The organism is Plantactinospora siamensis (genome assembly GCF_042434095.1).
Lineage (GTDB): Bacteria > Actinomycetota > Actinomycetes > Mycobacteriales > Micromonosporaceae > KBS50.
Genome location: NZ_JBHLUE010000016.1, coordinates 519,577 through 541,311, shown reverse-complemented (window position 1 = coordinate 541,311; position 21,735 = coordinate 519,577). Strand labels below are relative to the sequence as shown.

The window sequence follows — 21,735 nt, the reverse complement described above, 5'->3', positions numbered from 1 at the left end:
TTGTATAGGAAGGGGCCCTTCCTAACGCCTGGGGCGGCGCGGTCAGCGGGTGAGGCCGTGTTGGTAGGCGTACCGGACGGCCTGGGCGCGGTCCCGCACGCCGGTCTTGGCGAACAGCCGGTTGATGTGCGACTTCACGGTGGCCTCGGTGACGTACAGCCGGGCGGCGATCTCCCGGTTGCCCAGGCCCGCGGCGATCAGCCGGAGCACCTCCACCTCCCGCGCGGTGAGCCCGTCCGGCGCCGGCCCGCCCGCCGTGCCGCCGTCCGGCAGGCTCGCGCCGTCGTCCGGCCCGACCGCGTCGGCAGCGGGTGGTGCGGCCGCCGCCGCGGCGGCCAGCAACCGCTGCTGTACGCGGGGATCCAGCGCCGACTGTCCCACGGCCGCGGCCCGGACCGCCTGGGCGATCTGCGCCCGCCCCGAGTCCTTGGTGAGGTAGCCCAGCGCCCCGGCCCGGAGCGCGGCCAGGATGTGCTCGTCGTCGGCGTACGTGGTCAGCACCACCACCTGGGTGTCCGGGTGCTCCGCCCGGATCAGCTCGGTGGCGCGTACCCCGTCGCAGCGCGGCATCCGCAGGTCCATCAGCACCACCTCGGGCCGGTGCTCGGCCACCAGCGCCAGCGCCTCGTCGCCGTCGGCCGCCTGGCCGACCACCGACACGTCGTCGAGCAGGTCCAGCAACAGCGCCAACCCCTCGCGTACGGCCGTCTGGTCGTCGGCCACCACGACCCGGATGCTCACCCGGGCATCCTCACATCGACCCGCCAGCCGGCGCCGAGCGGGCCGGTCTCGACGGTCCCGCCGGCCAGTTCGACCCGCTCCCGCAACCCGGTCAGCCCGTACCCCGGGGGAAGACCGGCTCCGCGCGACCGGCCGGCGGCCCCGGTCGGCGCGCCGTCCGGCGGCCGGTCCGCGTCGTCGGGCGGCCGGCGCGTGGCGTCGGGCGGCCGGCGCGTGGCGTCGGGCGGCCGGTCCGCGGCGCCCGGGCCGCCGTCGTCGGTAATGGTGAGCCGGACCTCCTCCGGCCGGTACGACAGGTCGATCTCCACCCGCGCGTTCGGCGCGTGCTTGCGGACATTGGTGAGCGCCTCCTGGGCGGCCCGGTAGAGCGCGTGCCCGCTCTCCGCGGACAGCGGGCGCGGCGTGCCGGTGACCCGGACCTCGACCGGCTCGCCGACGTCCGCTCCGTGCGCCTCGGCCAGCGTGGCCACCAGCTCGGGCAGCGGCAGCGGGTCGCCGCGCAGGGCCGTGACCGCCCGCCTCGTCTCGGCCAGGCCCTCCCGGGCGATCCGGCCGGCCTGGTCGACCACCTCGGCGGCCTGCCGGATCCGGTCGTGCTCCAGCAGCGCGGCCGCGGTCTCCAACTGGACGGACAGCGCCGACAGCGAATGCGCCAGCACGTCGTGGATCTCCCGGGCCAGCCGGGCCCGCTCGGCCAGCGCCGCGGCCCGGGCCCGTTCCTCCCGGGCGTGTTCGGTCTCGACGAGCAGCAGCTCACGCTGTTCGGACTGTTGCTCGCGCTGCCGGCGGATCACCCCGAGCAGCAGCCCGAGCAGCAGATAGCCGGCGGACAGGCCCAGGGCCACCAGCGGGGTGCCCGTCGCCGCCTCGGTGACCACCAGGGCCACCAGCAGCACGGCCGTCAGGCCGACCGAGACGGCCAGCCCGAACGTGGCCCCCGCCACCAGGCAGGCCACGGCGGGATAGAACACCCCGAGGTAGCGGTCGCCCACCACCACGACGAGGATCCCGGCGCCCCCGCAGGCCAGCGCAGCGGCGAGCCAGGCCCGCGGGTCGCCCAGGCGGAGCGCCATGACCACCCAGCCGAGTCCGGCGATCGCGACGAGGACCAGCAGGACCACCGTGCGACCGCCGGACGGCGGGGGCGGGCCGCCGAGGATGGCCCACGTCAGCGCCGCCAGGCCGAGCACGCTGCGGGTCAGCCGCCGGGCCCCGGGCGCACGGTCGGTCGCTCCCAGCATGCCGCCAGTCTCCATCACCGGGGTCCGCCGCCGCCGTCCGTCACCGGCGTCCGACGCCGGCCCCGCGATCGTTCTCGAGGCCCGCCCGGGCGAGCCGGCGGGCGGACCGGGGCGCGAACGGTACGCCGGTGGCGAGCGCCCGCCGGCCGATGACCGCGCCCTCGCCGAGCAGGCTCAGCCCGAGCATCAGCAGCAGGGCGGCCGAGAGCACCGCGGCGTCGGCGCCGGCGGACCGGGCCGCCCAGCCGACGCCGAGGCGGAGCGCGAGCAGGACCAGCCAGATCGCGATGGTGAGGGCGGTGTAGCGGTACCACAGGTGGCCGTCCCGGGCGTACACCCGCACGGTGCTGCCCCGGGCTACGCCGGCGAGCACCGCGAGCAGGATCTCCGCCGCGAGCGCCGCCGCATCCAGGGCCGAGAGGTGGTGCGCCGCACCGGCGACGTTCGAGGCGCCCACCAGCGTCAGGATGAGCGGCAGGACGGCGATCCGCCGGCTGGTCAGCGGCTCACCGGCCAGCCGGCGGACCATGACGTAGCCGATGGCCAGGAGGGGCAGCAGGATGTTCAGCGAGTTCACCGGGTTCCCTTCGTCGTGTCGGTGTCGACGGTAGGAACGCCGGGGCCCGGACACCGCCACCCGTGGGTGGAACTGCGGGTGGAGATGCGGGTGGAGCCGCCGGTGGAATTCGGCTCAGCGGCGCTGGACGTGCGCGGCCAGGGCGGAGTTGAGCCGTTCGAGCATTCCGGCGAGGGCCGTCCGGTCCTCGGCGGACCAGCCGGCCAGGATGTCGCCGTACAGCCGGGTGCGTGCGGCGCGGACCGCGGCCACCCGGTCGAGGCCGGCGTCGGTGGGGGAGACCACGGTGCCGCGGCCGTCGCGCGGGTCGGCCGCCCGGGTGATGAGCCCGGCGCGTTCCATGGCGGTGACCTGCCGGGTCACCGTCGAGCCGTCGAGATTGAGCCGGGCCGCGAGCGCCGAGACGTTCCGCGGGCCGGCGTCGGCCAGGTGCCGCAGGATCACGTACGCGGCCCGGTCCAGCACCCGGTGCTCCCGGGCGCCGGTGGCCCGCCGGGTGGCCTCGCCGAGGCGCATCAGGAGCGCGACCTCGGTCTCGATCCGGCCCAGCGTCCCGTCGCCGAACTCCGGAACAGCGCTCATACCTGTACGGTACAGCCAATTTTGCGGCCGTACGAGGGCTTGACGCGGGTCGTCGCCTTATCGATTATCGGTATATCGATTTTCGATAAGGAGGCGGTTCTCGTGGACCTGCGCGATCGCGGGCGGCTCGCCCGGCTGGTCCGGCGGTTGGTGCCGGGTCCCGGGCGGTGGCTCGCCGCCATGGAACTGCTGCTGCTCGGCGCCGTGCTGCTGGCCGGCGGGCACCTGCTGGCCGGCCTCGTCGGCGCGGCCCGCCACCGGGACGTCTGCGTCGAGGTGTCGCTGCGCGAACTCGGCCGGCTGGTGGTGAACGGGACCCTGCCGACCGGCCGCTCCGTCGCCGCCAGCACCGCCGAGGTCTGCACCTGGCAGCCGAGCCTGCGCCAGGAACTGCTGGACCTCCTCGCCCGGCTGCCCGGAACCCTCGTGGTGCTGGTGGCCGTCGTCCTGCTCCTCCGGGTGGTCCGCGCCGCGCGGTTCGCCGACCCGTTCGTACCGGCCGTCGCGGGGCGGCTGCGCCGGATCGGCGCGGTCCTGCTGCTCGGCGGCTGCGTCGCGGAGGCGGGCCAACACCTCGGCCGGTCGGCGCTGGCCCGCACGCTGGCGCCCGGCGTGCCGGCACGCTCCGCGGCGGGCCTGCTCAGCTGGCTGTTCGCCGCGGTGGTCGTCTTCGCCATCGCGGCCGTGCTGGACCGCGGGACCGCGCTGCGGGCCGAACTCGACGGGGTGATCTGAATGCCGCCCGACGAGGAACACCGGGTGGTCGTCCACCTCGACGCGCTGCTGGCGGAGCGCGGCATGACCCTCACCGAACTGGCCGACCGGGTCGGCGTCACCCTGGCCAACCTGTCGGTGCTGAAGAACGGGCGTGCCCGGGCCATCCGGTTCAGCACCCTCACCGCACTCTGCGACGCGCTCGACTGCCGGCCCGGCGACCTGTTCTCGCTCGCACCGGCCGGTCAGCGGAGCGCGCGGTAGAGCAGCAGCAGGCCGATCGCCGTACCGAAGACCACGATCACCGTCTTGAGGATCGCCGGCGGCAGCCGCCGGGCCAGCCGGGCGCCGCCGTACCCGCCGACGATGGTGGCCGGCACCAGCACCGCCACGGCCGCCCAGTTCACCGGCCCGAACAGCCCGAACACGACCACCGTGGCGATCCCCACCAGCGCCGACAGCAGGTTCTTGATCGCGGTCACCCGGACCAGCGACTCGTCCAGCACCAGCGCCAGGCCCGCCACCAGCATCACGCCCAGGGCCGCGCCGAAGTACCCGCCGTACACCGAACCGAGGGCGACCATCGCCTGCACGGTGACCATCCGGCGGCGCGGACTCAGCTCGGCGGGATGGCCGACCAGCCGCCGCAGCTTGGTCTGGAACGCCAGCACGGCGGACGCGCCGAGCACCAGGAACGGTACGACCAGCTCGAACGCCCGGGCCGGGGTGACCAGCAGCAGCACGCAGCCGGCCGCCGCGCCCAGCACCGCCGTCGGCAGGAGGGGCAGGAGTTGGCGGCGCGGCGGCAGATCCTGGCGGCTGCCCAGCACGCTCGACAGGTATCCCGGGCACACCGACACGGAGTTGGTGACGTTCGCCGGCACCGGAGACAGCCCAATGGCGATCAGCGCCGGGAACGTGATCAGCGAGCCACCGCCGGCGATCGCGTTCACGGTGCCGGCCGCCAGCCCCGCGCCGACCAGCAGCGCCGCCTCGGAAAGATCCATGGTGAGCCGAGGCTAGTACGGGTCGGCCCCGCGCGCTCGTCCCGCCACGGGACGTCGGCGGGGCGGAAATGGGCCGGCTCGCGCCGTCGTTAGGATGGATGGGCGACGGACGAGTCGACCGGGCGGTCGCGTCGAGCGGGTCTACGGGCCCGCCGCCGAGGAACGTCCGGACTCCACAGGGCAGGGTGGTTGCTAACGGCAACCCGGGGCGACCCGCGGGACAGTGCCACAGAAAACAGACCGCCGAGCCCGTACGGGCACGGTAAGGGTGAAACGGTGGGGTAAGAGCCCACCAGCACCCCGGGTGACCGGGGTGGCTCGGTAAACCCCACCCGGAGCAAGGCCAAGAAAGGGCCGTCACCGCAAGATGACGACCCGCGCAGGCGTTCGAGGGCGGCCCGCCCGATGCCTGCGGGTAGGCCGCTGGAGCCTGCCGGCGACGGCAGGCCGAGATGGATGGCCGCCGCCGACGCGTGCCGGCTACGGCGCGCGCCGGTCACAGAATCCGGCGTACAGGTCGACTCGTCCGTCGCCCACGGCCCGGCGCCGCCGCTAGCCCGCGGACCAGTTGATGTGCGGTGGTCGTACGCTGGCGCAGCGCGGCTGCCCCCTGCTGTCGGTCAGGCCCAGCCGCGCCGTCAGCCGGCCGGCGTCCACGGCCGCTCGCGCGGTGTCCGGGTCGACGCCGTCGAGCCACAGCTTGGCCCGCCGGAACATGGTGAAGGCGCCGGCGTCGTCCAGCTCACCCCAGGACAGGTAGATGAAGCGCCGGCCCGGCCCGCCCTGCAGGTAGGGACCGCGGGCGTCGAGGCGGCCGTCCGTAACGGTGGCGGCGGTGCAGTCCAGGTCCCACGTCACCGTGGTGGCGTCGGCCGGTTGCAGGTCGAGCCACTCGGTCGGGCGGTCGCGTCGCTGGACGCCGACGTGGATGCCGCGATAGCCGGGGAAGTCGCCGCCGGCGTCGCACACCCGCCCGGGAAGGTCACGGCCCTCGATCCGTATCCGCACCGTTCCACGGTACGACGGACCCCCGACAGCGCCGGCTCGCGGCGCTGTTCACCCCATTGAAGAACAAATCCGTCACCCGGCCGGAGGTCGGCTCTGCTCGATAGGAGTTGTTGCTCGACCGCAACTAGGATTCTGGGGTGGTCCGCGCGAATGTTCTCCGAGACGAGCAGCGGTTGCACCGCATCGAGGCGGTGACCGATGCGACGCTGTCCCGTCTCGATGTGGCCGACCTCTTTGACGAGCTGCTCGACCGGGTGCGCGACCTGCTCGACGTCGACACGGCCACGATCCTGCTGCTCGACCCGCGCGCCCAGCAACTGGTGGCCACCGCCGCGCGCGGGCTGGAGGAGGAGGTACGTCAGGGGTTCCGGGTGGCCGTCGGTCGGGGCTTCGCCGGCCGGGTGGCGCTCACCAAGCAGCCGGTCATCCTCTCCCGGGTCACCGCCGACAACGTGGTCAACCCGATCCTGTTGGAGATCGGGCTGCATTCGCTGCTGGGGGTGCCGATCATCGCCCACGGCGAGCTGGTCGGCGTCCTGCACGTCGGCAGCCTGAGCCCGCGCAAGTTCACCGAGGACGACGTACGCCTGCTGGAGATGGTGGCCGACCGGGTCAGCCTGGCGAACCGGGCCCGCGCCAACAGCCTCGACCAGGCGGCGGCGCTGGCGCTGCAGCGGAGCCTGATCCCGGAGGAGCTGCCCCAGGTGCCCGGCCTGGAGTTGGCGGCGCGGTACGTCCCCGGCCACGCCTCCGGGGTGGGCGGCGACTGGTACGACGTCTTCACCCTGCCCTCCGGCTGGGTCGGCATGGTGGTCGGCGACGTCTCCGGGCACGGCCTGCAGTCCGCGATCGTGATGGGCCGGGTCCGCAGCGCGCTGCGGGCGTACGCGCTGATCTGCGACGACCCGGCGGAGGCGCTGACGCTGCTGGACCGGAAGGTGGTCCACTTCGAGGCCGGCAGCCTGACCACCGCGCTGTACGCGATGATCTCGCCGGACCGGACGGAGCTGCGGGTGTCGCTGGCCGGGCATCCCCGGCCGGTGCTGGTGGCGCCGGACGGGCCGAAGATCCTGCTGCCGGCGCCCATCGACCCGCCGCTCGGCACCGGGCCCCGGCAGCCGCGCCGGCGCAGCGCCACGGCGGCCCTGCCGCCCGGCGCGGTGCTGGTCTCCTACACGGACGGGCTCGTCGAGCGCCGCGGTGAGGTCTTCGACGTCGGCGTGGCCCGGCTGACGGCGGCGGTCCCGGTGGCGTCCCCGAGCACCGTGGCCGACACGGTGATGGCCACCCTCGACGCCGAGCATCCGGCCGACGACATCGCGCTGCTGGTGGTCCGCCGGCCGCCCGAGCAACCCGGTCCGGACGTCCGCGCCGACGTCGGGCCTTGACACACGCCCTCAGGGCGTCTGTCGAAGCCCCTGGGCGGCCCGAGGACCTTGACACACGCCCTAGCCTGCGAGGCATGCATCGCAGCCGGCTCTTCGCGCTCATCATCGACACGCCCGAGGCCGACGCCGACCGGGCCACGGGGTTCTGGGCGGCCGCGCTCGGCGTGACCCCGCGGCCGTACGCGCCGGAGCCGCAGTTCACCAACCTGCCCGGGGTGCTGCCGGACGCCGAGGTGGCCGTGCAGGCGATCGGCGGCGACGACGCCCCGCGATTCCACCTGGACATCGAGACCGACGACGTGGGCGGCCGAGACGGCCCGGCTGGTCGGCCTCGGCGCGGTGGAGCTGCGGCAGTGGCAGGAGTGCCGCATCCTGCGGGCGCCCGCCGGCCACCTGCTCTGCGTACTGCCGGTGGAGAGCGCGCCGGAGGTCTTCGCCGCCGGCGCCCGGGCCTGGGGTTGAGCCGACGCCCGCCGGCGCCGTGAGCCGGCCGGCGGCGGCGGTCAGGCGGACAGGCCGCCGGCCGTGGCGAAGGTGGCGGCCACCGCCTCCCGGTCGGCCCCGCCGGCCAGCAGCAGCCGCAGCAGCACCCGCGCCTTGTACGGGTCGAGCAGCCCGGCGCCGATCAGGCCGCGGCCGTGCAGGTCGCGTTCGGAGCCGGCGAACCCGTACGTCGCGGTGAACACCGGACCGGCGCCGGTGCGGGAGGCCAGCACCACCGGGATCCGCCGGGCCAGCTCGCCGAGCGGCTCGGCCAGGGCCGCCGGTACGTGCCCGACGCCGAATCCGGCCACCACCAGGCCGGCGTACCGGTCGGCCAACCCGACCAGCTGGCCACCGTCGTCGTCGAGGGCGACCGTGTGCAGCGCCACGGGCGCGGCGGCCGCGGCGTCCGGTCGGGGGCGCGGCAGCGTCACCCGGCCGGCCGGCCGGGTCAGCAGCACCGCCCGGTCCTCGGCCAGGATTCCGATGGGGCCGGTGTTGGGCGCCGCGAAGGTGGCCGGGTTGGCGCTGTGCGTCTTGCGGACGTGCCGGGCCGCGTGCACCTGGTCGTTCGCCACGACCAGGCAGCCCAGCCCGGCGAACGCCCCGGAGGCGGCCACCCGCGCCGCGGCCAGCAGGTTGGCCGGGCCGTCCGCGCCGGCCAGCCGGGGGTTGCGCATCGCGCCGGTGACCACGACCGGCGCTGGGCGCGACCACACCAGGTCGATCAGGTACGCGGTCTCCTCGATCGTGTCGGTGCCCTGCACCACCACGATGCCGTCGGCCCCGGCCGCCACGGCGGCATCGGCCGCGTCGGCCAGCTCCAGGATGTCGGCGAACGACAGGCAGGCGCTGGGCAGGGCCCGGAAGTCCCGTACCGCCAGGTTGGCGCCCACGTCCGCGAGCTGCGGTACGGCCTCGACCAGCTCGGCGCCGGTCAGCCGGTGCACCACCCCGGCCCGGTGGCCCGCCATCCCGATCGTCCCGCCCAGAAAGAACACCGTCAGGTTCGTGGTCATCCGGCAGAGGCTACCCAGGACCCCGAGCGCGCGGCCCCGAGTCCGCGGCGCCCGGGCTCGCGGCGTCGCCTACTGGGTGATGCCGGCGGGGTAGGTGCGGACGTACCGCATCGTCCAGCCGCCCCCGGCTTCCCGAGCGGCCCGCTCGTAGAGGTGGTCGCCGGGCTCGTCGTGCCCGCTCAGCACCCACCGCGGCGGCGGCGAGCCGTCCGGCTCGGCAGGCAGCTCCCGCCGGCCGCCCCCGGCCGGCCCGTCGACGAACAGCACGTGGACCATGCTCATGCCCGGCCTCCATCCCGCCCCCGGCGGTTAAGCGGGGGCCCTTTTACTACCAAAAACGATAAGAGGGGGCCCTTCCTTTCCTAACCGGGGTGGGTGAAGACGCGGTGCAGCAGGTCGTGCAGCTGGCGTCGCTCGCGGGCGGTGAGCGGCGCGAGCATCTCGGCCTCGGTGTCGGCGGCCAGCCGGACCACCTCGGCGAGCACCGAGCGGCCGGCCGGGGTCACCGACACCACGTACCGCCGGCGGTCCGCCGGGTCGCGACGGCGCTCGACCCGGCCGGCGGCCTCGAGGTGGTCCAGAACGCCGACCAGGTCGCTGGGGTCCATCCCGAGCCGGGTCCCCAGGTCGCGCTGGCTGGCCGGTCCGTGGTCGGCGAGCGCGGCCAGCGCGGCCACGTGCCACAGCTTCAGGTCGTACGCCGACAACCGCTCGGCGAGCCGCCGCCGCGCCCGGTGACCCACCTTGGACAGCAGGAAGGTGGTGATGGCCAGCAGGGTGGGCGGCCGGGCCGGAACGTCGTCGGTCACCGGGCTATGGTAGGACACCACCAATACTTGGTGACCACCAACGATTGGAGCGTCATGGAGGGCCCCTACCCGCGGCTGCTGGTCGACGACTTCGCCCCGAGCTTCCGGTTCTACGCCGCCGTGCTGCCCGAGCTGGCCGGCGCGGTGCTGACCCGCGGCGACGCGGCCGGCCCGTACGCCAGCTGGGACGTGGCCGCGCAGACCCGGTTCGCCCTGCTCGACCGCCGGCTGATGGCCGCCGCCGGCACCGCGTCCACGGACCCGGCCGGCCCGCCCGGCGCCGACCCGGTCCTGCTGGTCCTGCGGGTCGCGGACGTGGACGCGGCCATGGACGTCGCCGTACGCGCCGGAGCGCGCGTCGTCGCCGCGGCGGCCGACCGGCCGGAGTGGGGCCCCACGATGCGCGCCGGTCACCTGCGCGACCCGGCCGGCACGCTGATCGAGCTGCAGTCCTACTGATCCGGCGGCTCGACCTCAGTCGGCGGTGAACCAGGCCGCCGGCCCGTCATTCAGCGCGTGCTCGATGGTGAGCAGGGCGTGCTCGTCCATCGCGGGCAGCCGGTCCAGCGGCACCCAGCGGACGTCCGTGGACTCGTCGTCGTTGACCCGTGCCGTGCCGCCGACGAGGCGGCAGCGGAACCCGATGTTGAGATACCGGCACCGGTCGCCGTTCGGGTAGGTGTGCGGATGGGACCACACGCTGGAGATGCGTTCGGGCGCCACCAGCACGCCGGTCTCCTCCTCGACCTCTCGCACCACGGCCCGGGCCGGCTGCTCGTCCGGCTCGACGAAACCGCTGATCACCGACCACCGGCCGTCGTCGGCGCGCTGGCCCAGCAGCACCTCTCCGGCGTCGTTCAGCACCACCGCGCTGACGCTGGGCAGCCACAGCAGCTCGGTGCCGACGTGCTTGCGCATCCGGACGATGTAGTCAGGGATCGCCATGGTGGCGACCCTAACCCGCCGGCCCGGCCGTCCCGCGCCGGCCGGCATCCGGGCGAGTCAACCGGCCGCGCCCGGCCCACCGCGGGCCGCCGGGCCGCGGCCGACCCGCGTCCCGCGGCGCGCCATCGTCGGTACGGCCTCCGGCCCGGTCGGACGCCTGCCGCCGCCGATTATTTTTGACGGTGAACCGGTGTTTCCGGCGCCGGCCGTCCGGCCGAGGTGGGCGCGATGTTCGTAACAATCGTTGCCAGTAAAGGGGTTTCCGGCGTACGGCCGAGTTTCGTCATTCCTCACCTGCGGAAACGCGTCGGGTCTACTGTGGATGCGATGCCGTTTTTTGGGCGAATCGGTGGCGCGAACGCGTCCCGCAGTGCACAGTGTTCCCATGAGCGACAGCGGACGTGGCGCGCAGTACTTCTGGTGCACGCGACACCATCGGGTTGAGACCGAGGCCGACGTCTGCCCCGCCCGTTACGTGATGGGCCCGTATTCCAGCTCCGCGGAAGCGGCGAACGCGCTGGAACACGTGCGGCAGCGTAACGAGGCGTGGGATGCGGAGGACGCCCGCTGGGCCGGGGAGGAGAGATAGGCGCGGCAAGGGCCCGCGTCGAGGGGAACTCCGACCCCTGGACTGGCCAGGGGCCCGGAGAGCATGTTCCGAGGAGGAACCCAGATGGCCGAAGCAGCACGGGCCACCACCCGGCCGGCGACCAAGCGCGCCGCCACGAGCAGGACCGCCGGCGCCAGGAAGAGCACCGCCGGAACGTCGGCCCGCAAGGCGCCGGCGAAGAAGGCGCCGGCCAAGAAGGCGGCGGCTAAGAAGACCACCGCCAAGAAGGCGCCGGCCAAGAAGGCGCCGGCGAAGAAGGCGACCGCGAAGAAGACCACGGCGGCCCGCAAGACGACCGCCCGCAAGACGACGACGGCGCGGAAGGCTCCGGCCAAGAAGGCCAGCACGACCAAGCGGACCTCGGCGGCCGCCAAGAAGGCCCCGGCCCGGAAGACCACCGCCAAGCGGGCGCCGGCCAAGAAGGCGACGGCCACGAAGGCGACGGCCCGCAAGACGGCCACCAAGCGGGCGCCGGCCAAGAAGGCCACCGCGAAGAAGGCGGGCGCCACGGCGGCGCGCAAGACGACCACGGCGGCGCGCAAGACCACCACCGCGGCGCGCAAGACCACCACCGCGGCCAAGAAGTCGACCGGCGCCCGGAAGACCACCTCGGCGGCCCGGAAGACCACCGCCAAGAAGGCCCCGGCCCGGAAGGCGGCCGCGAAGAAGGCCCCGGCCCGGAAGGCGGCCGCGAAGAAGGCCCCGGCCAAGAAGGCGACCGCCAAGCGAACCGCGGCCGCGAACGCCGGATCCACCCGGCCGAGCGTGCGGCGGGTGACCGCCGGCAAGAAGGCCCCGGCCAAGCGGGCCGGGGCGACCTCCGCGGCGGCGGCCAGGCGATCCGGTACGGCCGCCCCGGCCAAGCGGGTCGGCGTCCGGACCGCAACCACGCAGGGCGGCGCGACGCGGAAGATGGCCGCCCGGCGGTCACCGGCCGGCCGGGCCGCGGCCCGGGTGGCGCCGACCAAGCGGGCCGGCGGCGCCATCCGGCGCATCGCCGGCTGACCGACATCCGCTCGGCCCGGCGTCCCGGGCCGAGCGGATCGGTGGCCGCCCTGGTAGGAAGAACCCGTGGTGATCAGACGGGTCGTGGCACCCCACATCGATTTCGCCGCGCTGCGCCGCGAGCTGGAACTGCCCGAGCGGTTCCCGCCCGCGGCGCAGCGCGAGGCCGAGGAGGCCGCGGCCCGGCCGCCGCGGCCGGTGGCCGACCGGACGGACATCCCGTTCGTCACGATCGACCCGGCCACCTCCACCGACCTGGACCAGGCGATGTGCCTGCTCCCGCGGGCGGGTGGCGGCTACCGGGTGCAGTACGCGATCGCGGACGTGGCCGGCTTCGTACCCCCGGACGGCGCCCTGGCGGCCGAGACCTGGCGTCGCGGCCAGACCGTCTACCTGCCCGACGGCAAGGTGTCGCTGCACCCGGAGATTCTCAGCGAGGGCGCCGCCAGCCTGCTGGCGGGGCAGGACCGGCCGGCCGTGCTCTGGACGATCGACCTCGACTCCGCCGGCGCCGTCGTGGCGGCGGACGTGCAGCGGGCCCTGGTACGCAGCCGCGCCAAGCTCGACTACGTCGGCGTGCAGGCCGACGCGGACGCCGGGCGGCTCGCCGAGCCCATCGCGTTGCTGCCGGAGCTCGGCGCCCTGCTGCTGGAACGCGGGCTCGACCGGGGCGCCATCAACCTGCCGATGCCCGAGCAGGAGGTCGAGCCCGACGGTGACGGCTGGCGGCTGACGCTGCGCGCCCCCGCGGCCATGGAGGACCACAACGCCCAGATCTCGCTGCTGACCGGGATGGTGGCGGCCGACATCATGCTGGCCGGCCGGGTGGGGCTGCTGCGTACCATGCCCGACCCCGCCGCGGCGGCCGTCGAGCGGCTACGCGTGGCCGCCGCCGCCCTGGGCGTCGACTGGCCGGCCGGGATGAGCGTCGGCCGGCTGCTCACCCGCCTCGACCCGGCCCGGCCGCGGGTGGCCGCGTTCCTCGACCAGGCCGCGGAGCTGATGCGCGGCGCCGGTTACACGGCCTTCGACGGCGAGGTGCCAGCCGAGCACCGGCACGGCGGGGTGGCCGCGGCGTACGCGCACGTCACCGCGCCGCTGCGCCGGCTGGCCGACCGGTACGCCACCGAGGTGTGCCTCGCGCTGCACGCCGGGACGGAGCTGCCCGAGCACGTCAGGGCCGCGCTGCCCCGGCTGCCCGAGGCGATGACCGCCTCGGACCGGGTGGCCTCGGGCGCCGAGCGGGCGGCCGTGGACCTCACCGAGGCGGTGCTGCTGCGCGACCGGGTCGGCGAGGTCTTCGAGGCGGCGGTCGTGGACGTGGCCGGCGGCGACCACCGCGACGGAACGGGCGGCGGCGACCACCGCGACGGAGCGGCCGGCGGCGACCACCCCGACGGCGCGGGCGGCAAGCACCCCGACAACGGTACGGGCGGCAAGCGCCCCGCCGGCGGCACCGTGGCGCTGGACGACCCGCCGGTGCGGGCCCGCTGCGACGGCGACCTCCCGCTCGGGGAACGGGTGCCGGTGCGGCTGGTCACCGCGGACCCGGCCGAGCGGAAGGTCCGGTTCGCCCGGGCCTAGGTTTCCGGCGGCCGCTAGGTTTCCGGCGGTCGCGTACCCGCCGGGCCGGGTCGGCCGGGGTTTGCGAGGATGGCGGACATGGCAATCGACCCGAGTTCCCTGCCCGACGTCTCCGGGCTGACCATCGGCATCCTCGGCGGCACCGGTGACCAGGGGCGCGGCCTGGCGTACCGGTTCGCCCGGGCCGGTCAGCGGGTGTTGATCGGCTCCCGCTCGGCCGACCGTGCCGCCCAGGCGGCCGGGGAGATCGCCGCCCTGCCGGGCCTGCCGGCGGGGGCCACGGTCGAGGGCGCCGCGAACCCCGACGTGGCCCGCGGTGCGGACGTCGTCATCGTGGCCGTGCCCTGGGACGGGCACGCGGACCTGGTGGCGTCGCTCCGCGAGCCGCTGGCCGGGAAGATCGTCGTCGACTGCGTGAACCCGCTCGGCTTCGACAAGCAGGGCCCGTACCCGCTGCCGGTGCCGGAGGGCAGCGCCGTGCAGCAGGCCGCCGCCCTGCTGCCGGACGCGCGGGTGTGCGCGGCGTTCAACCACGTCAGCGCGCCGCTGCTGGCCGACCCCGAGATCGACCGGATCGAGCTGGACGTGCTGATCTGCACCGAGGACCGGGAGCTGGTCGGCGTGGTGGCCGCGCTGGCCGCCCGGATTCCCGGCATGCGCGGCATCTACGCGGGCCGGCTGCGCAACGCGCACCAGATCGAGGCGTTCACCGCCAATCTCATCGCGATCAACAAGCGGTACAAGGCGCACGCCGGGATCCGGGTGACCGACCTCTGAGCGGTACGGATGGGGCCCCGCGCGACGACCTGGGCGACGAGTGCCGGTTGGCGGCCCCGCCGCGGCGGGTGGTGTCGCTGGTCCCCTCGCTGACCGAGGCCATCGCGGTGACCGCGCCCGAGCTGCTGGCCGGCGCCACGGACTACTGCAGCCACCCGGCCGGCCTGGACGTGCCGCGGGTGGGCGGGACGAAGTACCCGGCGCTGGACCGCGTGCTCGGCGCCGCCCCGGATCTGGTGGTGGCCAACGCCGAGGAGAACCGGCGGGAGGACGTCGAGGCGCTGCGCGCTGCCGGCGTACCGGTGTGGGTGACCTATCCCCGCGGCCTGGACGAGGCCCTGGCCTCGCTGTCCCGGCTGTTCGCCCGGCTGGACCGCGCCGATCCGCCCTGGCTGGCGGCGGCCCGCGCCGCCTGGGCGGCGCTGCCGGCTCCCGGGTCGCCGGCCGGTTCCCCGCCTGGGCTGCCGGCCGGTTCCGCGCCCGGGTCGCCGGCCGGGATGCGGCGTGCGGTCGTACCGGTCTGGCGGCGGCCCTGGATCGTCCTGGGTCCCGGCACGTTCGCCGGTGACCTGCTGGCCCGGCTCGGCGTCCGGAACTGCTTCGACGACGCCGCGGAACGGTACCCGCGGCCGGCGCTGACCGAGATCCTGGCCCGCCGGCCCGACTTGGTGGTGTTGCCGGACGAGCCGTACCCGTTCGCCGCGGGGGACGGCCCGGAGGCGTTCCCGGGCCTGCCCGCGGCGCTCGTCTCCGGCCGGCACCTCACCTGGTACGGCCCGTCCCTGGCCGACGCGCCCGCGCTTCTCGCGGCCCAACTCGCCGGTCCGTTACCCCGCTCCCCGCGTTGACCAAGAGGTCTGCGTCACCGGAGAGCGTGCCGATGACGCAAACCTCTTGATCACTCGGGGGCGGCCGGCGGGCGGCTGCCGGTGGGGGGTGACGGGGCGGTCAGAAGGTGTGTTCGGCCGCCGGGAACTCGCCGTCCCGGACCTCGGCGGCGTACCGGCGGGTCGCCTCGGCGAGGGTGCCGGCCAGGTCGGCGTACCGCTTCACGAACCGGGGGGCCTTGCCAGACCGCAGGCCGGCCATGTCCTGCCAGACCAGCACCTGCGCGTCGGTGTCCGGGCCGGCGCCGATGCCCACCGTCGGGATCGGCAGCTCCGCGGTGATCCGCTTGGCCACCTCGCCCGGCACCATCTCCAGCACCACGGCGAACGCGCCCGCCTCGGCCACCGCCCGCGCGTCGGCGAGGACGTCCTCGGCCGAGTCGCCGCGGCCCTGCACCCGGTACCCGCCGATGGCGTGCTCGCTCTGCGGGGTGAACCCGATGTGCGCCATCACCGGGATGCCGGCGCCGGTGATGGCCGCGATCTGCGCCGCGCACCGCCGGCCGCCCTCCAGTTTCACCGCGTGGCAGCCGCCCTCCTTCATGAACCGTACGGCCGTCCGCAGCGCCTGCGCCGGACCCTCCTCGTACGAGCCGAACGGCAGGTCACCGACCACCAGGGTGTGCTGGGTGGCCCGGACCACGGCCCGGACCAGCGGCAGCAGTTCCTCGGCGGTCACCGGGACGGTGGTCTCGTACCCGAAGACGTTGTTGGCGGCCGAGTCGCCGACCAGCAGCACCGGGATGCCGGCCTGGTCGAAGATGGCCGCCGTGTACTGGTCGTACGAGGTGAGCATGGCCCACCGGTCGCCGCGCTCCTTGGCGGTGAGCAGGTCGCGGGTGCGGATGCGCCGGGTGGCCGGTCCGCCGTACAGCGCGGTCACCTCGGCGGGGGTGGACTCCACCATGACTGTCTCCTTCCTCGATGCCGCAGGCGCGGTCCCCGGGTTCCGGGGCCGGCGTCCCGGGTTGCCGCGACACCCGCCCCGGGCCGATCGTCGCACCGGGGCGGGGCCGGGAGGCAGGGCGCAGTGGAGGTTCTCACACCCTGGCGACCCCGTGCTCCCGCCAGCGATTGGTGATCGGCAGCCGCCGGTCCCGACCGAAGGCCTTCATCGAGATCTTGGTGCCGGGAGCCGACTGCCGGCGCTTGTACTCGGCCATGTCGACCATCCGCAGCACCCGGTCCACCACCGCCGGGTCGTGGCCGGCCGCGATCAGCTCGTCCCGCCCGGCGTCCCCGTCCACGTAGCCGCTCAGGATGCCGTCCAGCAGGGAGTAGTCCGGCAGGGTGTCGGTGTCCAGCTGGCCGGGGCTCAGCTCGGCGCTCGGCGGCTTGCTGATCGAATTCTCCGGGATCGGCGGGGTCTCGCCCCGGCGGGCGGCATCGGCGTTCCGCCACCGGGCCAGCCGCCACACCAGCGTCTTCCAGACGTCCTTGATCGGGTTGAAGCCGCCGACCGAGTCGCCGTACAGCGTCGAGTAGCCCACCGCCAGCTCGGTCTTGTTGCCGGTGGTCAGCACGAGGTGCCCCTCCTGGTTGGACAGGGCCATCAGCAGCACCCCGCGCACCCGGGCCTGGAGGTTCTCCACCGCCACCCCGGACAGCGAGACGTTGGCCAGGAAGGTGTCCACCATCGGCTGGATGGGCTCGGTCCGGAAGTCCAGTCCGGTGCGCTTGGCCAGCTCGGCCGCGTCGGTCCGGGAATGCTCGGAGGAGTGCTGGCTGGGCATCGACACGCCGACCACCCGGTCCGGCCCGAGCGCGTCCACGGCCAGCGCCGCGGCCAGCGCCGAGTCGATCCCGCCGGACAGGCCGAGGATCACCGAGGGGAACCGGTTCTTGTTGACGTAATCGCGCAGCCCCAGCACCAGCGCCTGCCACACCTCGGCCTCATCCGGCACCGGCTCCGCCATCCCGGCCGTGGCGGCCGGCCCCGGCGGCGCCGGCACCGCGTCGCTGACCGTCACCCGACGTACGCCCATCTCCGCGGGCGCGGCCGGCGTCCCGGCCTCGCCCGCCGCCCCGGGCATGGAAGCCGCCCCGGGCATGGAAGCCGCCCCGGGCATGGAAGCCGCCCCGGGCGCGGAGGCCGTTCCGGGCGCGGACGCCGGCCGGTCCGGCGCGGCCCGCGGCCCGGGCTCGGTCGCCGGGCGGGCCGGGTCCGCGGCCGGCAGCTCCAGGTCGTGTACGAGCAGGTGCTCGACGAACTGCGGGGCCCGGCCGAGCAGGGTGCCGTCGGCCGCCACGATCATCGAGTCGCCGTCGTAGACCAGCTCGTCCTGGGCGCCCACCATGTTGACGTACGCGATGGCGGCCCCGGCCTCGGCGGCGCGGCGCCGGACCAGCGGCAGCCGCACGTCGTCCTTGTTGAGTTCGTACGGCGAGCCGTTGATGGTGACGACCAGCCCGACGCCCGCGCGGCGGGCGACCGCGAACGGCCCGCCGGCCTGCCACAGGTCCTCGCAGATGGTCAGCGCCACATCGACGCCGCCGATCCGGACCACGGTCAGCGTGTCGCCCGGGACGAAGTAGCGGTCCTCGTCGAAGACGCCGTAGTTGGGCAGATGATGCTTGAAGTACGTGGCCCGCACCTCGCCGCCGTGCAGCACCGCCAGGGCGTTCCGCGGGCCCCTGCCCGGAACCGCCTCCGGGCGGGTCGCCGGCGGGCCGTCGGCGTCCAGATAGCCCACCAGCACCGGCAGCTCACCCAGCCCGTCGCCGGCCAGCTCGGCCGCGAGGGCGTGCAGGGCGTGCCGGGAGGCCCGCACGAACGAGTCGCGGAACACCAGGTCCTCGACCGGGTATCCGGTGAGCATCAGCTCCGGGAACGCGACCAGGTGCGCGCCGGCGTCCGCGGCCGCCCGCGCGATACGCCGGACGGTGCCGGCGTTGCCGGCGAGCTCGCCGACCGTGGGGTTCACCTGGGCGAGGGCGACACGCAACATCACCATGCCTCCCATCTTGCCCCACCCCGGCGACGGCGACCGGCCGGTCGCCCGGGCGCTCGGCTGCCGGCCCGGCGCGCGGCGCGGGTGGCCCCGCCGGAGCGGCGCTGCCGGCGTATGTTGGCGGGGAACCGGCCGGGGCACCGGCGCGTGGCCGACGGGCGTAACGCGGCGGAAACGCGGTCGGGAGAGACTTGCCGCCTGACCGGCCCGGCCGGCCGGCGGCGCACCGGGCCCGAGGGGTGGATGTGGACCGTCAGCAGGAGTTCGTGCTTCGTACGTTGGAGGAGCGCGATATCCGTTTTGTCCGGTTGTGGTTCACCGACGTGCTAGGCACGCTCAAGAGCGTCTCCGTGGCGCCGGCCGAGTTGGAGGCCGCGTTCGACGAGGGCATCGGCTTCGACGGCTCGGCCATCGAGGGCTTCGCCCGGGTCTTCGAGTCCGACATGATCGCCATGCCGGACCCGACCACCTTCCAGGTGTTCCCGTTCGAGGGCGGGGTCAGCGGGGAGAGCGCGCGGATGTTCTGCGACATCCTGCTGCCGGACCGGACGCCGTCCTGGGCCGATCCCCGGCACGTGCTGCGCCGGGCGCTGTCCCGGGCCGCCGAGAAGGGGTTCACCTTCTATACCCATCCGGAGATCGAGTTCTTCCTGCTCGAGGACGGCCCGGCCGACGGCTCGCCGCCGATCCCCGTCGACACCGGTGGCTACTTCGAGCACACCACCCACTCGGTGGCCCGGGACTTCCGCCGGCAGGCCGTGCTCGCGCTGGAACGCATCGGCATCTCGGTGGAGTTCAGCCACCACGAGGTGGCGCCGGGCCAGCAGGAGATCGACCTGCGGTACGCCGACGCACTGGCCACCGCCGACAACATCATGACGTTCCGGCACGTGGTCAAGGAGGTCGCGCTCTCGGCCGGGGTACGCGCCAGCTTCATGCCCAAGCCGTTCACCGACCAGCCGGGCAACGGGATGCACACCCACCTGTCGCTGTTCGAGGGCGAGCGCAACGCGTTCCACGACGCGGGCGACCCGATGAAGCTCTCCAAGGTCGCCCGGGCCTTCATCGCCGGGCTGCTCCGGCACGCCCGCGAGTACACGGCGGTCACCAACCAGTGGGTCAACTCGTACAAGCGGCTGTTCCCGCTCACCCTGCCGGACCGGATCACCGAGTCCCCCGCGTACGTCTGCTGGGGGCACCTCAACCGGTCGGCGCTGGTGCGGGTGCCGGCGTACGGCAAGCCCACCTCGGCCCGGGTCGAGGTCCGGTCGATCGACTCGGCCGCCAACCCGTACCTCGCCTTCGCCGTGCTGCTGGGCGCGGGCCTGAAGGGCATCGAGGAGGGCTACGAGCTGCCGCCGGGCGCCGAGGACGACGTCTGGTCGCTGTCCAACGCCGAGCGCCGGGCCATGGGGTACGAGGCGCTGCCGGAGAACCTCGCCGAGGCCATCGACGTGATGGCCGACTCCGAACTGGTCGCCGAGATTCTCGGCGAGCACGTCTTCGACTACTTCCTCCGCAACAAGCGCGCCGAGTGGGAGGAGTACCGGCGCGAGGTCACCCCGTACGAGCGGCGGCGCTACCTGTCGCTGTAGCGGCGCCGGCAGGGCCCGCCGCGAGCGGCCCGGCAGCCTCGTCGTACGCGACCTCGTCGCTCCGCCGCGGACGGCTCGGCCGCACGGCTCCGGGCGGGCGGTGGCCTTGCGGTTCCCGGTGGCTCGGACGTGGTCGCGGGTCTCTGGCCTTGCGGTTCCCGGTAGCGTGGATGTGGGTGCGGGTCTTTGGCCTTGTGGTTCCCGGTGGCTTGGACGTGGCTGCGGGGCGTTGGCCTTCGCGGTTCGGTTGGACGCGGCTGCGGTTCCGGCGGCTTGGCCGAGCGGGTCCGGACGCGCATCGGCGGCGACGGTTTGACCGGTTTTTCGGATAGCGTCGGAGGCGCCATCGCGGACGGTGATTCCGTCGTACCCCAGTGCGAACGTGGGGTCATGCGGGGGACGCTGGCGCGGGCGGGGGAGGCGATCGACGACTGCCTCGAGGTGCCGCCGTGGTCGCTGGCCGGGCCTGAGCTGGCGGCGGCGCTGGACGCGGCCGTGTTGGTGCAGCGCAAGGCCGCGGCCCTGGTGCTCGGGTTGGTGGGGGAGGTGGACCGGTCCGGTCTGGCGCGCGAGCAGGGCGCCACCTCCACGGCCGCCTGGTTACGGCACCGGCTGCGCATGCCGCCGGGCGCGGCGCGGGCGATGGTGGCCGACGCGGAAACGCTGGACCGCGGACCGGCGCTGCTGCGGGACGCGGTGACCTCGGGCGCGGTCGGCGCCGAGCAGGCCCGGGTCATCGGCCGCACGGTGGCCACGGTGCACGACGAGGCCGGCGCGGTCGCGGCCGACAAGGCCACCGGCATGCTGTTGGACTGGGCCGGCCAGTTCGACCCCGAGGGGCTGCGCCGGCTTGGCGACCGGATCCTGGAGCACGTCGCTCCCGAGATGGCCGAGCAGGCGGCGAAGCGGGCGCTGGACCGGGCCGACCAACGGGCCCAGCGCGACCGCCACCTGACGCTCTCGGCCGCGGGCGACGGTCGGGTGCGGCTGTCCGGCCTGCTCGACCCCGAGACCGGCGCGGTGCTCCGCGCCGCCCTCGACCCGCTCACCAAGCCGGCCGGCCAGGCGGATGAGCGCACACCGGGGCAGCGGCGCCACGACGCGCTGGCCGAGGTGTGCCGGCTCACTCTCCGACTGGGCGAGCTGCCGGACAACGGCGGCGAGGCGCCCCAGATCGTGGTGACGACCGCGTTCGACGCGGCGGCCCGGCAGCTCGGCGTCGGCACGCTCGACACCGGCGACCGGCTCGGTCCCGAGGCCGTTCGCCGGCTTGCCTGCGACGCCGGGGTCCTGCCGGCGGTGCTCGGCGGCCGCGGCGAGGTGCTGGATCTCGGCCGGCTGCGGCGGCTGTTCACCGGCGCGACCCGCCGGGCCCTCGTGATCCGCGACGCCGGTTGTGCGTTCCCGGGCTGCGATCGGCCGCCGCGCTGGACGCAGGCCCATCACATCGTGCACTGGTCAGCCGGAGGCGTGAGCAGCCTCGACAACGGGGTGCTGCTGTGCGGCCACCATCACCGGGCCGTGCATCACGACGGCTGGGCGGTGCGGCTAGCCGCCGACGGGTTACCCGAGTTCATCCCTCCACCCTGGATCGACCCGCAGCGCCGTCCACGCCGCAACGTCTACCACCGACGATGCTGAGCCCAGGGAAGGGCGGGGCCGGGCCCAGGGAAGGGCGAGCCGACGACGCCGAGCCTAGGCTCATGCCATGGCGAAGGTCCTGATCACCGGGATGTCCGGGACCGGCAAGTCGACCGCGCTGCGGATGCTTGCCGCCCGGGGCCACCACGCCGTCGACACCGACACCGACCG

The 21,735-nt window shown here is 74.8% G+C and carries 24 protein-coding genes and 1 other RNA gene; 13 read left to right on the top strand and 12 right to left on the bottom strand.

What is annotated here, in order from left to right; all coding sequences use genetic code 11:
* Positions 1–42: 42 nt before the first annotated feature.
* From ACFFHU_RS19840 to ACFFHU_RS19825, 4 genes are all read right to left on the bottom strand, one after another.
* On the bottom strand, positions 43–741 hold the full coding sequence (locus ACFFHU_RS19840) for a response regulator transcription factor (protein WP_377340989.1): 699 nt from the start codon (positions 739–741) through the stop codon (positions 43–45).
* Positions 738–1,982: a sensor histidine kinase gene (locus tag ACFFHU_RS19835; RefSeq protein ID WP_377340987.1), complete on the bottom strand. Its 1,245-nt coding sequence runs from the start codon at positions 1,980–1,982 to the stop codon at positions 738–740. The genes ACFFHU_RS19840 and ACFFHU_RS19835 overlap by 4 nt, the downstream gene beginning before the upstream one ends.
* A 40-nt stretch (positions 1,983–2,022) precedes the next feature.
* Positions 2,023–2,559: a hypothetical protein gene (locus ACFFHU_RS19830; RefSeq protein WP_377340986.1), complete on the bottom strand. Its 537-nt coding sequence runs from the start codon at positions 2,557–2,559 to the stop codon at positions 2,023–2,025.
* Between the two features lie 114 nt (positions 2,560–2,673).
* Positions 2,674–3,141, bottom strand: a complete 468-nt coding sequence (locus ACFFHU_RS19825; protein ID WP_377340985.1) for a MarR family winged helix-turn-helix transcriptional regulator — start codon at positions 3,139–3,141, stop codon at positions 2,674–2,676.
* Between the two features lie 102 nt (positions 3,142–3,243).
* On the opposite strand from ACFFHU_RS19825, the gene ACFFHU_RS19820 reads away from it, so the two are divergent.
* Entirely contained in the window at positions 3,244–3,876 is a 633-nt protein-coding gene (locus ACFFHU_RS19820; protein WP_377340984.1) for a DUF2975 domain-containing protein, read from the top strand.
* Complete coding sequence (locus ACFFHU_RS19815) at positions 3,877–4,119, top strand: helix-turn-helix domain-containing protein (protein WP_377340983.1); 243 nt, start codon at positions 3,877–3,879, stop codon at positions 4,117–4,119.
* On the opposite strand, the gene ACFFHU_RS19810 is transcribed toward ACFFHU_RS19815, so the two are convergent.
* Positions 4,101–4,862, bottom strand: a complete 762-nt coding sequence (locus tag ACFFHU_RS19810) for a sulfite exporter TauE/SafE family protein (protein WP_377340981.1) — start codon at positions 4,860–4,862, stop codon at positions 4,101–4,103. The genes ACFFHU_RS19815 and ACFFHU_RS19810 overlap by 19 nt on opposite strands.
* Before the next feature lie 110 nt (positions 4,863–4,972).
* Between ACFFHU_RS19810 and rnpB the strand changes: the two genes are divergently transcribed.
* An RNA gene (gene rnpB, locus ACFFHU_RS19805) (RNase P RNA component class A) lies at positions 4,973–5,391 on the top strand.
* A gap of 23 nt (positions 5,392–5,414) precedes the next feature.
* Here the strand turns inward: rnpB and ACFFHU_RS19800 are convergent.
* On the bottom strand, positions 5,415–5,870 hold the full coding sequence (locus tag ACFFHU_RS19800; RefSeq protein WP_377340979.1) for a DUF5990 family protein: 456 nt from the start codon (positions 5,868–5,870) through the stop codon (positions 5,415–5,417).
* A 137-nt stretch (positions 5,871–6,007) separates the two neighbouring features.
* Between ACFFHU_RS19800 and ACFFHU_RS19795 the strand changes: the two genes are divergently transcribed.
* Both ACFFHU_RS19795 and ACFFHU_RS19790 read left to right on the top strand, forming a co-directional pair.
* Positions 6,008–7,258 (top strand): PP2C family protein-serine/threonine phosphatase, encoded by a 1,251-nt coding sequence (locus tag ACFFHU_RS19795; RefSeq protein ID WP_377340977.1) that lies wholly within the window; start codon positions 6,008–6,010, stop codon positions 7,256–7,258.
* A 74-nt stretch (positions 7,259–7,332) separates the two neighbouring features.
* The gene (locus ACFFHU_RS19790) at positions 7,333–7,743 is read left to right on the top strand and encodes a VOC family protein (protein ID WP_377340976.1); all 411 of its coding nucleotides are present in this window, start codon (positions 7,333–7,335) and stop codon (positions 7,741–7,743) included.
* 18 nt (positions 7,744–7,761) lie between these two features.
* Here ACFFHU_RS19790 and ACFFHU_RS19785 read toward each other — a convergent pair whose 3' ends face one another.
* The 3 genes from ACFFHU_RS19785 to ACFFHU_RS19775 form a co-directional block, all read right to left on the bottom strand.
* A complete protein-coding gene (locus tag ACFFHU_RS19785; protein ID WP_377340974.1) occupies positions 7,762–8,760 on the bottom strand; it encodes an asparaginase domain-containing protein in 999 nt (332 codons plus the stop codon).
* Between the two features lie 69 nt (positions 8,761–8,829).
* A complete protein-coding gene (locus ACFFHU_RS19780; protein WP_377340972.1) occupies positions 8,830–9,042 on the bottom strand; it encodes a DUF8847 domain-containing protein in 213 nt (70 codons plus the stop codon).
* An 80-nt stretch (positions 9,043–9,122) separates the two neighbouring features.
* Positions 9,123–9,569 (bottom strand): MarR family winged helix-turn-helix transcriptional regulator, encoded by a 447-nt coding sequence (locus ACFFHU_RS19775; protein ID WP_377340971.1) that lies wholly within the window; start codon positions 9,567–9,569, stop codon positions 9,123–9,125.
* Between the two features lie 30 nt (positions 9,570–9,599).
* Between ACFFHU_RS19775 and ACFFHU_RS19770 the strand changes: the two genes are divergently transcribed.
* A complete protein-coding gene (locus ACFFHU_RS19770) occupies positions 9,600–10,028 on the top strand; it encodes a VOC family protein (protein WP_377340969.1) in 429 nt (142 codons plus the stop codon).
* Between the two features lie 15 nt (positions 10,029–10,043).
* Here the strand turns inward: ACFFHU_RS19770 and ACFFHU_RS19765 are convergent, their stop codons facing one another.
* A complete protein-coding gene (locus tag ACFFHU_RS19765; protein ID WP_377340968.1) occupies positions 10,044–10,514 on the bottom strand; it encodes an NUDIX hydrolase in 471 nt (156 codons plus the stop codon).
* A gap of 385 nt (positions 10,515–10,899) precedes the next feature.
* On the opposite strand from ACFFHU_RS19765, the gene ACFFHU_RS19760 reads away from it, so the two are divergent.
* The 5 genes from ACFFHU_RS19760 (at position 10,900) to ACFFHU_RS19740 (ending at position 15,338) form a co-directional block, all read left to right on the top strand.
* Complete coding sequence (locus ACFFHU_RS19760; protein WP_377340967.1) at positions 10,900–11,103, top strand: hypothetical protein; 204 nt, start codon at positions 10,900–10,902, stop codon at positions 11,101–11,103.
* An 84-nt stretch (positions 11,104–11,187) separates the two neighbouring features.
* Positions 11,188–12,129: a hypothetical protein gene (locus ACFFHU_RS19755; protein ID WP_377340966.1), complete on the top strand. Its 942-nt coding sequence runs from the start codon at positions 11,188–11,190 to the stop codon at positions 12,127–12,129.
* Positions 12,130–12,195: 66 nt separating this feature from the next.
* Positions 12,196–13,713: an RNB domain-containing ribonuclease gene (locus ACFFHU_RS19750; protein WP_377340964.1), complete on the top strand. Its 1,518-nt coding sequence runs from the start codon at positions 12,196–12,198 to the stop codon at positions 13,711–13,713.
* Positions 13,714–13,791: 78 nt separating this feature from the next.
* On the top strand, positions 13,792–14,490 hold the full coding sequence (gene npdG / locus ACFFHU_RS19745) for an NADPH-dependent F420 reductase (RefSeq protein WP_377340963.1): 699 nt from the start codon (positions 13,792–13,794) through the stop codon (positions 14,488–14,490).
* A 47-nt stretch (positions 14,491–14,537) separates the two neighbouring features.
* Positions 14,538–15,338 (top strand): helical backbone metal receptor, encoded by an 801-nt coding sequence (locus tag ACFFHU_RS19740; RefSeq protein ID WP_377340962.1) that lies wholly within the window; start codon positions 14,538–14,540, stop codon positions 15,336–15,338.
* A gap of 100 nt (positions 15,339–15,438) precedes the next feature.
* Here ACFFHU_RS19740 and panB read toward each other — a convergent pair whose 3' ends face one another.
* Complete coding sequence (panB, locus tag ACFFHU_RS19735) at positions 15,439–16,284, bottom strand: 3-methyl-2-oxobutanoate hydroxymethyltransferase (protein WP_377340961.1); 846 nt, start codon at positions 16,282–16,284, stop codon at positions 15,439–15,441.
* A gap of 133 nt (positions 16,285–16,417) precedes the next feature.
* The gene (locus tag ACFFHU_RS19730) at positions 16,418–18,325 is read right to left on the bottom strand and encodes an NAD+ synthase (RefSeq protein WP_377341233.1); all 1,908 of its coding nucleotides are present in this window, start codon (positions 18,323–18,325) and stop codon (positions 16,418–16,420) included.
* A 248-nt stretch (positions 18,326–18,573) separates the two neighbouring features.
* Here ACFFHU_RS19730 and ACFFHU_RS19725 point away from each other — a divergent pair, with 248 nt between their 5' ends.
* Together ACFFHU_RS19725 and ACFFHU_RS19720 are read left to right on the top strand one after the other, a co-directional pair.
* Complete coding sequence (locus ACFFHU_RS19725) at positions 18,574–19,923, top strand: glutamine synthetase family protein (protein WP_377340960.1); 1,350 nt, start codon at positions 18,574–18,576, stop codon at positions 19,921–19,923.
* Positions 19,924–20,313: 390 nt separating this feature from the next.
* Positions 20,314–21,564 carry an HNH endonuclease signature motif containing protein gene (locus ACFFHU_RS19720; protein ID WP_377340958.1) on the top strand — a complete coding sequence of 417 codons (1,251 nt, stop codon included), beginning with the start codon at positions 20,314–20,316 and terminating at the stop codon, positions 21,562–21,564.
* The last annotated feature ends 171 nt before the right edge of the window (positions 21,565–21,735 follow it).